The sequence below is a fragment of the Clavibacter michiganensis genome (assembly GCF_016907085.1).
Taxonomy (GTDB): domain Bacteria; phylum Actinomycetota; class Actinomycetes; order Actinomycetales; family Microbacteriaceae; genus Clavibacter; species Clavibacter michiganensis_O.
Genome location: NZ_JAFBBJ010000001.1, coordinates 1097621 through 1110941, shown reverse-complemented (window position 1 = coordinate 1110941; position 13321 = coordinate 1097621). Strand labels below are relative to the sequence as shown.

Here is a 13321-nt window from a genome sequence, read left to right as displayed (position 1 = left end):
TCCCACGTAGGATGGAAGCCCGTGGCGGACATCAATTCAGCGGACACGGACCCGAGCTCGACGGACAGCAGCACCAGCACGACAGGCACGGCGAAGACGACCAGGCACATCTTCGTGACCGGCGGCGTCGTCTCCTCGCTCGGCAAGGGCCTCACGGCGGCCAGCCTGGGCAACCTCCTCACGGCGCGCGGAGTCCGCGTCGTCATGCAGAAGCTCGATCCCTACCTCAACGTGGATCCGGGCACCATGAACCCCTTCCAGCACGGCGAGGTCTTCGTGACCGACGACGGCGCGGAGACCGACCTCGACATCGGGCACTACGAGCGCTTCCTCGACATCGAGCTGGACCAGGCGGCCAACGTGACCACCGGCCAGATCTACTCGGAGGTCATCGCCAAGGAGCGCCGCGGCGAGTACCTCGGCGACACGGTGCAGGTCATCCCGCACATCACCGACGAGATCAAGCGCCGCATGCGCCTGCAGTCCTCCGACGAGCCGCAGCCCGACGTGATCATCACGGAGATCGGCGGCACGGTCGGCGACATCGAGAGCCAGCCGTTCATCGAGGCGGCGCGCCAGGTGCGCCACGAGCTCGGCCGCAACAACGTCTTCTTCGTGCACGTCTCGCTCGTGCCGTACATGGGCGCATCCGGCGAGCAGAAGACCAAGCCCACGCAGCACTCCGTGGCGGCGCTGCGCTCCATCGGGATCCAGCCGGACGCGCTCGTGCTCCGCAGCGACCGGCCCGTCTCCGACTCGAACAAGAAGAAGATCGCGCTCATGTGCGACGTGGACGAGCAGGCCGTCGTGAACGCTGTCGACGTGCCGAGCATCTACGACATCCCCGAGATGCTGCACGGGCAGGGCCTCGACAGCTACATCATCGACCACCTCGGCCTCCCCGCCGCGGACGCCGTGGACTGGTCCGGCTGGAGCGACCTGCTCGACGCCGTGCACGACCCGAAGCACGAGGTCACCGTCGGCCTCGTGGGCAAGTACATCGATCTTCCGGACGCGTACCTCTCGGTCACCGAGGCGCTGCGCGCGGGCGGGTTCGCCCACTCGGCGCGCGTGAAGCTGCGCTGGGTCGCGTCCGACGAGTGCGAGACGCCCGAGGGCGCCGCGAAGAAGCTGGGCGACCTCGACGCGCTGTGCGTGCCGGGCGGGTTCGGCATCCGCGGCATCGAGGGCAAGCTCGGCGCGCTGAAGTTCGCGCGCGACAACAAGATCCCCGTGCTCGGCCTGTGCCTCGGCCTGCAGTGCATGGTCATCGAGTACGCGCGCAACGAGGCCGGCCTCGACGGCGCGTCCTCCAGCGAGTTCGACCCGGAGAGCGAGTTCCCGGTCATAGCGACGATGGCCGAGCAGGTCGACATCATCGCGGGCGGCGACCTGGGCGGCACCATGCGCCTCGGCCTCTACGAGGCGGCGCTCGCGGAGGGATCCCTCGCGGCGGAGCTCTACGGCGCGCCCGTCTCGCACGAGCGCCACCGCCACCGCTACGAGGTCAACAACCAGTACCGCGCGCGCATCCAGGACGCCGGCCTCGTCTTCTCGGGCACCTCGCCCGACGGCACGCTCGTCGAGTACGTGGAGCTACCGCGCGAGGTGCACCCGTTCTACATCGGCACGCAGGCGCACCCGGAGCTCCGGTCGCGGCCGAACCGCGCGCACCCGCTGTTCGCCGGCCTGATCCGCGCCGCGCTCGACCGCCAGGCCGCCAGCACGCTGTTCGTCGAGGACGACGCCGAGGCGGTCGCGTGACGGACGCCGTCGCGGGCTCCCCGGCGGGCGGCCTGCACGACGACGAGGCCTCCTCCGAGATCACGTCGAGCGAGAAGGTGTTCGCGGGGAAGATCTGGGACATCCGCCGCGAGACGTTCGCGTACGGCGACGGCGAGATCACGCGGGAGTTCGTCGACCACACGGGCGCCGTCGCGGTGCTCGCGATCGACGACGAGGACCGCGTGCTCCTCATCAAGCAGTACCGGCACCCCGTGCGCATGCGCGAGTGGGAGATCCCGGCGGGGCTCCTCGACATCACGGGCGAGCCGCCGCTGACGGCCGTTCAGCGCGAGCTCGCGGAGGAGGCCGACCTGGTCGCCGCCGAGTGGAGCGTGCTGGCCGAGTACTACACGACGCCCGGCGGCAGCGACGAGGCGATCCGCGTCTACCTCGCGCGCGGCCTGACCCCCACGGCGGAGGCGTTCGCGCGCACCGACGAGGAGGCCGACATCGAGGTGCGCTGGGTCGACCTCGACGAGGTCGTCACCGCGGTGCTCGAGCGGCGGATCCAGAACCCGTCGACCGTGATCGCGGTGCTGCAGGCGCACCTCGCCCGCGCGCGCGGCTGGTCGACGCTGGGACCCGCCGACGCCCCGTGGCCGCGCCACCCGAAGCTGCGCGACGCCGATCGCGACGGCGGGGGCGCGTCCCCCTCGTGACCGACGCGGCCGAGGGACCCGGGGGAGCGGCGCCCGACGCCGCCCCCGAGGTCCCGGTCGCGCTGCGGCGCGCCGTCGACCGCTGGCTCCGCCACGTCGAGGTGGAGCGCGGCCTGTCCCGCAACACGATCCAGGCCTACCGCCGCGACCTCGCGCGCTACACGGCGCACCTCGCGGCGGAGGGCGTGGCGGATCCGGCAGGTGCGACGAGCGCGCACTTAGCCGGCTTCGCGCAGCGCGTCCGCGACCCCGGGCACGGCGGCCTCACGGCGTCGTCGCTCGCTCGGATGCTCTCGAGCGTGCGGAGCTTCCACCGGTTCCTCGTGGAGGAGGGCATCGTCGAGGTCGACGTGTCCGCCGACCAGAAGCCGCCCAAGCTGCCGAGCCGCCTGCCGAAGGCCGTGTCCATCGAGACGATGGGGCGGATCCTCGACGCGACCGACGGCGACGAGCCGCTCCGCGTGCGCGACAAGGCCCTGCTCGAGCTGCTGTACGCGACGGGCGCGCGCGTCAGCGAGATCACGGCGCTCACGGTCGACGACGTGCTCGGCCCCGACGGCGCCGCGGCCGAGCTCGTGCGGGTGCTCGGCAAGGGCGGCAAGCAGCGCATCGTGCCCGTGGGATCCTTCGCCCGGCGCGCCGTGGACGCCTACCTCGTCCGCGTCCGCCCGATCCTCGCCGCGCGCGGGACCGCGACGCCCGCGCTCTTCCTGGGGCTCCGCGGCCACGCGCTCTCGCGGCAGAACGCGTGGCTCGTGATCAAGGCGGCCGCCGAGCGCGCCGGGGTCACGGAGGAGATCTCGCCGCACACCTTCCGGCACTCGTTCGCGACGCACCTCATCGCGGGCGGCGCCGACGTGCGCGTCGTGCAGGAGCTGCTCGGCCACTCGTCGGTGGCGACCACGCAGATCTACACGCGCGTGACCGTCGACACCCTGCGCGACGTCTACACGACCGCGCACCCGCGTGCCCGCCGGGCGTGAGCGACCCTCCCCGGTAGACTCGCAGGATCCGGCGGACACCCGCCCCGGACGAGCGGCAGAGAGAGATCCACGTGACGCGCAACCCAGATGTGACCGAGCTCCCGGGAATGGACGTCCCCGTGCTCGGACCCACCGGTCGGGAGCTGCGCGAGTTCGCGGAGCCCGAGCCGCTCCAGGGTCACGGCCCCGCCAAGATCATCTCCCTCTGCAACCAGAAGGGCGGCGTCGGCAAGACGACCACCGCCATCAACCTGGGCGCCTCCCTCGCGAGCTACGGCCGCCGCGTGCTGGCCGTCGACTTCGACCCGCAGGGCGCGCTGTCCGCGGGCCTCGGCGTGCAGACGCACGACGCCGTCACCATCTACGACCTGCTGCTCGGCACCGTGAAGGACCCGCGCGAGGCCATCCAGACCACGGGCTTCGAGGGCCTCGACGTCATCCCGGCCAACATCGACCTGTCGGCCGCGGAGGTGCACCTCGTCAACGAGGTCGCCCGCGAGCAGATCCTCGCCAGCGTGCTGCGCAAGGTGAGCGCCGACTACGACGTGATCCTCATCGACTGCCAGCCGTCGCTCGGCCTCCTCACCGTCAACGCGCTCACCGCGAGCCACGGCGTGCTGATCCCGCTGGAGTGCGAGTTCTTCGCCCTCCGCGGCGTCGCGCTGCTGGTGGAGACGATCGAGAAGGTCAAGGACCGGCTGAACCCGGGGCTCGCGCTCGACGGGATCCTCGCGACCATGTACGACTCGCGCACGCTGCACTCGCGCGAGGTGCTGCAGCGCGTGGTCGAGGCGTTCGACGACAGCGTGCTCGAGACCGTGATCGGCCGGACGGTGAAGTTCCCGGACGCGTCGGTGGCGGGCAAGCCGATCATCCAGTTCGCTCCCGAGCACCCGGCCGCGCTCGCGTACCGCAAGGTGGCGCGGGAGCTCATCGCGCGTGGCGCCGTCGCGTAGGGGCGCACCCCTGGCCGAGCGGGAGCTGGCCGGCGACGCGGACGCCGCCGCGGTCCGGACGGATCCCGAGCGCGCGTTCCGGGTCAGCATCGGCAACTTCGAGGGCCCGTTCGACCTGCTGCTGTCGCTCATCGGCAGCCACGAGATGGACATCACCGAGGTGAGCCTCAGCCTCGTGACCAACGAGTTCATCGCGCACATCCGCGGGCTCGACGGGCCCGAGGACCTCGACGAGGCGAGCTCCTTCCTCGTGGTCGCGGCGACGCTGCTCGACCTCAAGCTCGTCGGGCTCCTGCCGCAGGGCGAGCTCGTGGACGCGGAGGACGTGGCACTGCTCGAGGCGCGCGACCTGCTCTTCGCGCGGCTGCTGCAGTACCGCGCGTTCAAGCAGGCGGCCTCGTGGTTCCAGGAGCGGCTGGCCGCGGAGTCCGGTCGCGCGTTCCGGGACGTGCCGCTCGAGGAGCGGTTCCGCGCGCAGGTGCCCGAGCTCGTGTGGACCACGTCGCCCGCGGACCTCGCGGCGATCGCGCTCCTGGCGCTCGCGCCGCGCGAGATCCCGACCGTGGGGCTCGACCACCTGCACGCGCCGCTCGTGAGCATCCGCGAGCAGGCCGCGGTCGTGGTCGCGCGGCTGCGGGGCGGGGGGCCCGTCACGTTCCGGGAGCTCGTCGCGGACGCCGGGGTCACGGGCGTCGTGATCGCGCGCTTCCTGGCGGTGCTCGAGCTGTACCGCGTCGCCGCCATCGAGTTCGACCAGCCGGAGGCGCTCGGCGAGCTCACGCTCACGTGGACCGCCGAGAGCTGGACCGACGACGCGCTCGCGAGCCTGGGGGCCGGCTATGACAGCTGAGCCCGTGGATCCCGCGGACGGCACATCCGCGCCCGACGCCGACGCCCCGCTCGACCTCGACCGCGCGCTCGAGGCGCTGCTCATGGTCGCCGACGAGCCGCAGAGCGCGACGACCCTCGCGACGGCGACCTCGACGCCCGTGCGCGAGGTGCGCCGCGCGATCCAGCGGCTCGTCGACGACTTCGACGGGAAGGCCGGGGGAGTGCGCCGCGGCTTCGAGCTGCGCGAGGTCGGCGGCGGCTGGCGCGTGTACGTGCGGCCGGAGTACGACACGGTGATCCGCGACCACGTGCTCACGCAGAACCCCACGCGCCTCTCGCAGGCGGCGCTCGAGACGCTCGCGGTGATCGCGTACAAGCAGCCGATCAGCCGCAGCCAGGTCGCCGCGATCCGCGCCGTGAACGTGGACTCGGTGGTGCGGACGCTGCTCGCGCGGGGCCTCGTGACGGAGGCCTTCACCGACGGCGAGACCGGCGCGATCCATTACGGTACGACAGACCACCTGCTCACGCAGCTCGGCATCAACTCGCTCGACGAGCTCCCCCCGATCTCCCCGTTGCTCCCCGACGGGGCGGAAGGCTTCCATGACCCCCTCCTCTGAGAACGCCCGTGCCTGGAACCCGGACGAGCCGGTGCAGGGCGTCCGCCTGCAGAAGGTGATGGCCGCCGCCGGCGTCGCCAGCCGCCGCGTCTGCGAGGACATGATCGCCGCGGGCCGCGTCACCGTGAACGGCGAGACCGTCACCGAGCCGGGCCGCCGCATCGACCCGGACGTCGACGAGGTCGCGGTCGACGACCAGGCCGTGCAGCTCGACACCTCCAAGCGCTACCTCATGCTCAACAAGCCCGTCGGGATCTACTCCTCGCTGCGCGACGAGCGCGGCCGGCCCGACCTCCGCGAGTTCACGGAGGAGTTCGAGGAGCGCCTGTTCAACGTCGGCCGCCTCGACGCGGAGACGAGCGGCCTGCTGATCCTCACCAACGACGGCGACCTCGCGCACGTGCTCGCGCACCCGTCGTTCGGCGTGCTGAAGACGTACATCGCGAAGGTCACGGGGCGAGTGACGCCGCAGACCATCCAGCGGCTCACGCAGGGCGTGGACCTCGAGGACGGGCCGATCCAGGCGGATCGCGCGCGCATCCTCTCGGGCGGCGGCGACCAGACGCTCGTGGAGATCACGCTGCACTCGGGCCGCAACCGCATCGTGCGCCGCATGCTCGACGAGGTCGGCCACCCGGTGGAGGAGCTCGTGCGCCGCCAGTTCGGGCCGCTGCACCTCGGATCCCTCGGGGTCGGCCGCGTGCGCGACCTCACCTCCGACGAGCTCGGCCAGCTCCTCACCATCTCGCGCGAGGCCCGCGCGCAGGCCGGACTCGCGACCCCGCAGGGCGCCGGCGCCGCCGCCGAGGCGCAGGGGGACGTGGACCGCGAGGACGGCGAGTGAGCGAGGCCGCGGGCGCGGCCGCCGCGACCGACACGCGCGTGCAGGGCACCGTCCGCATCGTCGGCACGGGCCTGCTCGGCACGAGCATCGCGCTCGGGCTGCGGGCGCGCGGCGTCGACGTGGTGCTGGCCGACGCGTCGCCGACCACGCTCCGCCTCGCCGCGGACATGGGCGCGGGCCGCGTCGCCGACATCTCGACGGCGCCCGACCGGCCGTCGCTCGTCGTCGTCTGCGTGCCGCCGGACGTGACCGCGCGCGTGGTCGCGGCCGAGCTGGCCGCGCACCCGGATGCGCTCGTGACCGACGTCGCGAGCGTGAAGGCCGCGCCGCTCGCCGAGCTCGCCGCGATGGGCGCCGACCTGTCCCGCTACCTCGGCTCCCACCCGCTCGCCGGGCGCGAGCGCGGCGGCCCCGTCTCCGCGACGGGCGACCTCTTCCTCGGCCGCCCCTGGGTCATCGCGGGCCACGACGGCATCACGTACGCCGCCGGTGCGCCCGTCGAGCAGCTGATCCTCGACCTCGGCGCCGTCCCCATCGAGATGACGGCGGAGGAGCACGACGCCTCCGTCGCGCTGGTCTCGCACGTGCCGCAGGTGGTCGCGAGCCTCCTGGCGTCGCGGCTCCAGGACGGCGACGCGGCGGCGCTCGGCCTGTCCGGCCAGGGGCTCCGCGACACCACGCGCATCGCGTCGAGCGACGCGGCGCTGTGGGTGCAGATCCTCGGCGCGAACGCCTCCCGCGTCGTGCCGATCCTCCGCGCCATGCGCGCCGACCTCGACGACGTGATCGACGCGCTCGACGACGTCGACGCGCAGGGGGCGCGCCTGCGCGTGGCCGAGCGGATCCACGCGGGCAACGCGGGCGTCGCGCGCATCCCCGGCAAGCACGGCCAGGACCGCCGCTTCGCCGCCGTGACCGTGATGATCGACGACCGCCCCGGCCAGCTGGCCGCGCTGATCGACGACGTGGGCGCCGCCGACGTCAACATCGAGGACCTGCGCCTCGAGCACTCCCAGGGCGCGCAGGTGGGTCTCGTCGAGATCGCCGTGCTGCCCGAGGCCCGCGACCGCCTGGTCGCGTGGCTCGACGAACGTGACTGGAGGATCGCCGGATGACCGGAGACGCTGTGAACGCCCCCGACCCCGTGGAGAGGGATCCCCTCGAGGACACCCTGCTGGTCGACGCCACGCTCAACCGCACGGTCGTCGCCGTCGACGGCCCCGCCGGCAGCGGCAAGTCGAGCGTGAGCCGCGCCGCCGCGCGCGCCCTCGGCTTCGACTACCAGGACACGGGCGCCGCCTACCGCGCGCTCAGCTGGTTCGCGCTGGAGAGCGGCGTCGACACCGAGGATCCCGCGACCGTCACGAGCCTCATCGAGGGCTTCGACTACGACATCGCCATCGACCCGTCCGAGACCCGGGTCTCCGTCCGCGGCACCGACGTCACCGAGGCGATCCGCGAGCCCCGCGTCTCCGCGGTCGTGAGCCGCGTGGCGCGCGTGCCCGAGGTGCGGCACTACATGGTGGAGCTGTTCCGCTCGCTCATGGCGTCGAGCGACAAGCCCGGCATCGTGGTCGAGGGCCGCGACATCACCACGGTCGTCGCCCCCGACGCCCAGGTCCGCATTCTGCTGACGGCCTCCCCGGAAGCTAGGATGAGCAGGCGTTCCGCGGAGACGTCGACCCAGTCGGCAGCCGCGGTCGGCGAATCACTCGCCTCCCGGGATCGGGCCGACTCGCAGGTCGTCGATTTCATGAACGCCGCAGATGGTGTGACCACCATCGACTCCACGGACATCGACTTCGACCAGACCGTCCAGGCGGTGGTCGATCTCGTTCACGCACGAACAGATTGAGGCGCGACCCGGCGACGGGCCGACACGCCAGAGGACAACATGGCTGATCACGACGACGACTTCCCCGAGCTCGACAGCGGGCTCCACGAGCGCCTGTCGAGCATCGACGAGGACCTGGCCGCCCAGCGCGCGCAGACGCTCCGCGCCGGGCTCGAGGACTACGACCTGGACGACGAGGACCTCGAGGTCCTCGAGGCCGCCACGGACGACCCCGACCAGGTCACGTACCTGCCGGCGCTGCCCGTGCTCGCGGTCGTCGGCCGCCCGAACGTCGGCAAGTCGGCGCTCATCAACCGCATCCTCGGCCGCCGCGAGGCCGTCGTCGAGGACACCCCCGGCGTCACGCGCGACCGCGTCTCCTACAAGGCCGAGTACGGCGGACGCTGGTTCACGCTCGTCGACACCGGCGGCTGGGAGCCCGACGCGAAGGGCATCAACGCGTCCGTGGCCATGCAGGCCGAGATCGCGATGGACCTCGCCGACGCCGTGCTCTTCGTCGTCGACGCCAACGTGGGCGCCACGAGCACGGACGAGCACGTCGTCCGCCTGCTCCGCAAGACCAAGAAGACGGTGATCCTCGCGGCCAACAAGGTCGACGACGCTCGCCAGGAGCCGAACGCCGCCTCGCTGTGGTCGCTCGGCCTCGGCGAGCCGCACCCCGTCTCCGCGCTGCACGGCCGCGGCGTCGCGGATCTCCTCGACCTCGTGCTGAAGACCCTGCCGCTCGTCTCCAAGGTCGCCAAGGAGGAGGTCGGCGGACCCCGCCGCGTCGCCATCCTCGGCCGCCCGAACGTCGGCAAGTCGAGCCTGCTCAACAAGGCCGCGGGCGAGGAGCGCGTGGTCGTCAACGAGCTCGCCGGCACCACGCGCGATCCCGTCGACGAGCAGGTCGAGATCGCCGGCAAGGTGTGGCGCTTCGTCGACACCGCCGGCATCCGCCGCCGCATGCACCTCGCCCAGGGCGCCGACTTCTACGCGTCGCTCCGCACGAGCGCGGCGCTGGAGAAGGCGGAGGTCGCGGTCGTCATGATCGACGTCTCCGAGGTCATCAGCGAGCAGGACATCCGCATCATCGAGCTGGTGCTCGAGTCGGGCCGCGCGCTCGTGCTGGCGTTCAACAAGTGGGACCTCCTCGACGACGAGCGCCGCCGCTACCTGGAGCGCGAGATCGAGACCGACCTCGCGCACGTGTCGTGGGCGCCGCGCGTCAACATCTCGGCGCGCACCGGCCGCCACATGGAGAAGCTCGTGCCGGCGCTCGAGACGGCGCTGGAGTCGTGGGACACCCGCATCGCGACGGGCAAGTTCAACGCGTTCCTCGCCGAGCTCACCGCGGCGCACCCGCACCCCGTGCGCGGCGGCAAGCAGCCGCGCATCCTGTTCGGCACGCAGGCCTCGAGCCGGCCGCCGACATTCGTGCTCTTCACGACCGGGTACCTCGACCCGCAGTACCGTCGCTACATCCAGCGTCGCCTGCGCGAGATCTACGGCTTCGAGGGCAGCCCGATCATCGTCAACATGCGCGTGCGGGAGAAGCGGAAGCGCTAGCGCCCCCTCTCCGCGTCTCATGACGGACGGCGTCGATCCCTCTCGGGGTCGGCGCCGTCCGTGCGTCTGCGGGCGGGCGATCACGTGTACCAGGTCGGCTCCGGGATCTCGCCGAGCAGCACGTGCCGGCCGACCTCGCGGCGCTTGTAGGGGATCGGGTCGTGGAGCGTGTGCGTGCGCAGGTTCCGCCAGAAGATGTCGAGCCCGGCCTTCGACGACGAGGCGCGGGCGCCCGTGAGCTCGAGGATCCGCGTGCCGACCTCCAGCCCGTCCTCCGCGATGCGCGCCTTGGCCGCCGCGACCCGAACCGCGATCTCGCCGCGCTTCCGCTCCGTCAGCTTCTCGCGCGGCGCGTGCAGCACGGCGCTGATCTCGGCGCCCACCTGATCCAGCAGCGCCTCCGACGCCCACAGCTTCGACTGCAGCTGCCCGTAGCCCTCGAGCACGTACCACTCGTCGGTCGCGCGTTCCTTGTCGTCGCCGCCGTACGGCCAGGCCCGGGTGGTGCTGCGCGTGTACGCGGCCGCCGTCTCGAGCGCGCCCTCCGCGATGCCCTGGTAGAAGTTCGCGAACACCAGCTGGATCGCCGGGACGTTGAGCGTGCCGTAGACGAGCGGCTGGAAGACCCTGTCGACGAAGCCGGCGGCATCGGTCCACGGCACGCGGACGTCGCGGATCTCGACCGAGCCCGACTCCGTGAGCCGCTGCCCGAGGCTGTCCCAGTCGTGGCCGAAGACGATGCCCGGCTGGTCGGTGGGCACGATCGCGAACACGTGCGTCTCCGTGCCCTCGATCACGCCCTCCAGCACCGTGAGGTCGGAGACGACGCCGCCCGTCGAGAACGACTTCCGGCCGGAGAAGATCAGGTCGTCGCCGTCCTCGCGGATGACGAGGTCGGAGTCGCGCGGGTTCACGGCGCCGCCGAAGAGGAGGTTCCCGGTCGTGGCGAGCTTCTCGACCGCCGCGATCTGCGCGTCCGTGCCGACGAGCCGCGCGGCCCACGCCCAGAGGTAGTGGTAGCCGAGGAGCTGGCCGATGGATCCGTCGCCGCGGGCGACCGCGCGGATCACCTTGTACGCGGTGTCCCACGTCTGCCCGCCGCCGCCGTGCTCCGCGGGCCCGAGCAGAGTGACGAGGCCGGCGTGCTTGAGCAGCGCGACCTCCTGGTGCGGGCTCGCGCCGGCACGGTCGCGCTCGACCTGGTCGACGGCGAGGATGTCGGCGACCTCGCGGGCGCGGGCGATCCATGCGGCCGGCGTCGTGGGACGCGGGGCGCCCTTCCAGCGGTCGACGGGCGCGTCGCCGAGGGGAGCGGGGCGCGGGCGGTCGGCGGTCTTGGTCGCGGACGCGCTCGCGGGGCTCGCGGTGGATGCGGGGGAGCCGGCGGAGGGTCGGGGCTCGCGGTCGATCAGGGTCATGTCCTGTCCTCTCGTGAAGGGGCGCGACCGGTGCCGCGCCTCGCGGTGGGGCCACGGTAGGGGCGGGCCGGCGGCGTCGCGAGGGGTGTGACGCGGGGTTGCGGGGTGTGACGACGCGGGGCGTCACGGGGTGTCATGCGGGGGAGCGGCCGGCTGTCCGTCTGGCGCTGCCTCGTGGGTTCGCGGGCGGCTCGCGGCGTCACGTCGTACCCTGATCCGGGCGCATCCGACGCCCGCTCACGAGACACGGAGGATCGCACCGGTGGACCAGCTGCTCAGCCGTCTCGATCGGATCGCCGCCGGGCGCCAGGCGGGCCACGTCATCGCGGAGGACATGCGCGACCACCCGTGGACGACCCGGGCGTTCCGCTGGATCCGGTGGATCCTCATCGCCGAGACCCTCGTGGGCGCGACCGCCGTGGCCATCGCCCTGACCCTCGCCGAGGACGGCGTCGCGATCGCCCCGGCCGTCTGGTTCCGCTCCTTCGTCGTGCTCGCGATGACCATCACGCTCTACTACTTCGCCTGGCGCGCCTCGGCCGGCTACTGGTGGGCGTACTCGCGCCTGCGCCTGTTCAGCCAGATCTTCCCCATCGTGACCCTGGTGATCGCCGCGATCCCGGGCCTCTACCCGCTCTGGATGGTCATCGAGCAGATCGTGTTCTCGCTGCTGCTCATCGGGGTGGCGGACATCCTCCGCAGCGACCACATGCGGGACGCGTTCCCGAAGCCGGGGCGGGTGGTTGGCGGATCCGCGGCGGGCTCGTCGTCGGCGCGGCCGTCGGGTGGTGCGGCGGCCTGATCCGGTGCCGCCCGACCGCCTGCGCGTGCCGGAGCAGTGCCGCCGATGCGGTAGGCTCTACGAGTTGCCCAGCGATGGGACAGCGGGCTGTGGCGCAGCTTGGTAGCGCACTTGACTGGGGGTCAAGGGGTCGCAGGTTCAAATCCTGTCAGCCCGACGGACGTGTGGTTCTCGAAGAAACGTGATGGAGCGTTCTGCCGGACCGCACGTGAGTCGATCATCGAGATTCGCAGGTTCACCAAGCAGTCCCCGAGGCGGGACGGCATCGCCGCGCTCCGACCTCGGGCGCGCGGGGCACGTCGACGGATCCGGCGCGGACGTCCTGCTCGCGATCCCGGCCCGTCACGGCCGATGTCGATGCGGCCGACGTGGATGCCGCACCAGGCCCGCAGCGCCCTTCGCGCGGAAGCCGGTCATGGGAGGACGAGCGCGCGCCCAGGGCGGCGGGCCGTGGGTCGTGCACGGCGCATCACCATGACCGTACATCGCGAGATCCGCCATCGACGGCCCAGCCGGGCGGACACGAGGCGGGAAATCCGCGCGACGGGTCGCGGATTTCTCGCGCGTCGCGATACGACGCGGGTGGCGACGGTGGGAAGCAGGCGGAGAAGCGCGGGGGGATTCCTCATCACGATGACGGGCGCTCCGGTGATCCTGATGTCGTGGTGAAGGTCGATCATAGCGGCTGGACCGTCTCCGGGAAACGCCCCCGTTTCAGGTCAGTAAAAAGGCGTCCGGCGACTTCCCGGATCCGCCCCCGATCTCTTCGGCGCCGCAGCCGGCGCGGGGCCGTAATCGCCGCACGCGGCGGGGATGAACGCGCTCCGCCCGAGCGCGAATGCGGCGATCGGAAGCGAGGAATTCCCGTCGCGGGACAGCGTGGTCGACGGCTTATATCACACTCGGATCTGCCCCCTCTGTGGGGGGCTTGACCGGCGCGAGAGGCGACGGATACGTTGACCCCGATAAGACGTCGAGATTTCCGAGGGGATATTCCAATATGGGCGTGCGCATTGACGT

General features: G+C 72.2%; 12 protein-coding genes and 1 tRNA gene. 12 read left to right on the top strand and 1 reads right to left on the bottom strand.

All coding sequences use genetic code 11. The annotated features are described in order from the left end of the window. Positions 1-21 precede the first annotated feature (21 nt). The 10 genes from JOE38_RS05015 (at position 22) to der (ending at position 10081) form a co-directional block, all read left to right on the top strand. On the top strand, positions 22-1764 hold the full coding sequence (locus JOE38_RS05015; protein WP_307838833.1) for a CTP synthase: 1743 nt from the start codon (positions 22-24) through the stop codon (positions 1762-1764). Beyond that, a complete protein-coding gene (locus tag JOE38_RS05010) occupies positions 1761-2444 on the top strand; it encodes an NUDIX domain-containing protein (protein ID WP_204575143.1) in 684 nt (227 codons plus the stop codon). The genes JOE38_RS05015 and JOE38_RS05010 overlap by 4 nt, the downstream gene beginning before the upstream one ends. Continuing rightward, positions 2441-3427, top strand: a complete 987-nt coding sequence (locus JOE38_RS05005) for a site-specific tyrosine recombinase XerD (protein WP_204575142.1) — start codon at positions 2441-2443, stop codon at positions 3425-3427. Before JOE38_RS05010 ends, JOE38_RS05005 begins: the two co-directional genes overlap by 4 nt. A gap of 71 nt (positions 3428-3498) precedes the next feature. Continuing rightward, complete coding sequence (locus JOE38_RS05000; protein WP_204575141.1) at positions 3499-4383, top strand: ParA family protein; 885 nt, start codon at positions 3499-3501, stop codon at positions 4381-4383. Continuing rightward, positions 4367-5233 carry a segregation and condensation protein A gene (locus tag JOE38_RS04995; RefSeq protein ID WP_204575140.1) on the top strand — a complete coding sequence of 289 codons (867 nt, stop codon included), beginning with the start codon at positions 4367-4369 and terminating at the stop codon, positions 5231-5233. Before JOE38_RS05000 ends, JOE38_RS04995 begins: the two co-directional genes overlap by 17 nt. Next, on the top strand, positions 5223-5834 hold the full coding sequence (scpB, locus tag JOE38_RS04990) for an SMC-Scp complex subunit ScpB (protein WP_204575139.1): 612 nt from the start codon (positions 5223-5225) through the stop codon (positions 5832-5834). The genes JOE38_RS04995 and scpB overlap by 11 nt, the downstream gene beginning before the upstream one ends. Beyond that, positions 5818-6678: a pseudouridine synthase gene (locus tag JOE38_RS04985; protein WP_204575138.1), complete on the top strand. Its 861-nt coding sequence runs from the start codon at positions 5818-5820 to the stop codon at positions 6676-6678. The genes scpB and JOE38_RS04985 overlap by 17 nt, the downstream gene beginning before the upstream one ends. Beyond that, the gene (locus JOE38_RS04980; protein WP_204575137.1) at positions 6675-7793 is read left to right on the top strand and encodes a prephenate dehydrogenase; all 1119 of its coding nucleotides are present in this window, start codon (positions 6675-6677) and stop codon (positions 7791-7793) included. The genes JOE38_RS04985 and JOE38_RS04980 overlap by 4 nt, the downstream gene beginning before the upstream one ends. Continuing rightward, positions 7790-8533 (top strand): (d)CMP kinase, encoded by a 744-nt coding sequence (gene cmk, locus JOE38_RS04975; protein WP_239544748.1) that lies wholly within the window; start codon positions 7790-7792, stop codon positions 8531-8533. Before JOE38_RS04980 ends, cmk begins: the two co-directional genes overlap by 4 nt. A gap of 39 nt (positions 8534-8572) precedes the next feature. Beyond that, positions 8573-10081 (top strand): ribosome biogenesis GTPase Der, encoded by a 1509-nt coding sequence (der, locus tag JOE38_RS04970; RefSeq protein WP_204575136.1) that lies wholly within the window; start codon positions 8573-8575, stop codon positions 10079-10081. An 80-nt stretch (positions 10082-10161) separates the two neighbouring features. Here the strand turns inward: der and JOE38_RS04965 are convergent, their stop codons facing one another. Continuing rightward, positions 10162-11499, bottom strand: a complete 1338-nt coding sequence (locus JOE38_RS04965) for an acyl-CoA dehydrogenase family protein (RefSeq protein ID WP_204575135.1) — start codon at positions 11497-11499, stop codon at positions 10162-10164. A 262-nt stretch (positions 11500-11761) separates the two neighbouring features. Here JOE38_RS04965 and JOE38_RS04960 point away from each other — a divergent pair, with 262 nt between their 5' ends. Continuing rightward, entirely contained in the window at positions 11762-12301 is a 540-nt protein-coding gene (locus JOE38_RS04960; protein ID WP_204575134.1) for a hypothetical protein, read from the top strand. A gap of 83 nt (positions 12302-12384) precedes the next feature. Continuing rightward, a tRNA-Pro gene (locus tag JOE38_RS04955) sits at positions 12385-12458 on the top strand. Positions 12459-13321: the final 863 nt, after the last annotated feature.

Bases quoted from the DNA above. Each gene is read 5' to 3' on its own strand.
- scpB (WP_204575139.1), top strand. From the start codon at position 5,223: ATGACAGCTGAGCCCGTGGATCCCGCGGACGGCACATCCGCGCCCGAC.
- JOE38_RS04985 (WP_204575138.1), top strand. From the start codon at position 5,818: ATGACCCCCTCCTCTGAGAACGCCCGTGCCTGGAACCCGGACGAGCCG.
- cmk (WP_239544748.1), top strand. From the start codon at position 7,790: ATGACCGGAGACGCTGTGAACGCCCCCGACCCCGTGGAGAGGGATCCC.
- der (WP_204575136.1), top strand. From the start codon at position 8,573: ATGGCTGATCACGACGACGACTTCCCCGAGCTCGACAGCGGGCTCCAC.
- JOE38_RS04965 (WP_204575135.1), bottom strand. From the start codon at position 11,499: ATGACCCTGATCGACCGCGAGCCCCGACCCTCCGCCGGCTCCCCCGCA.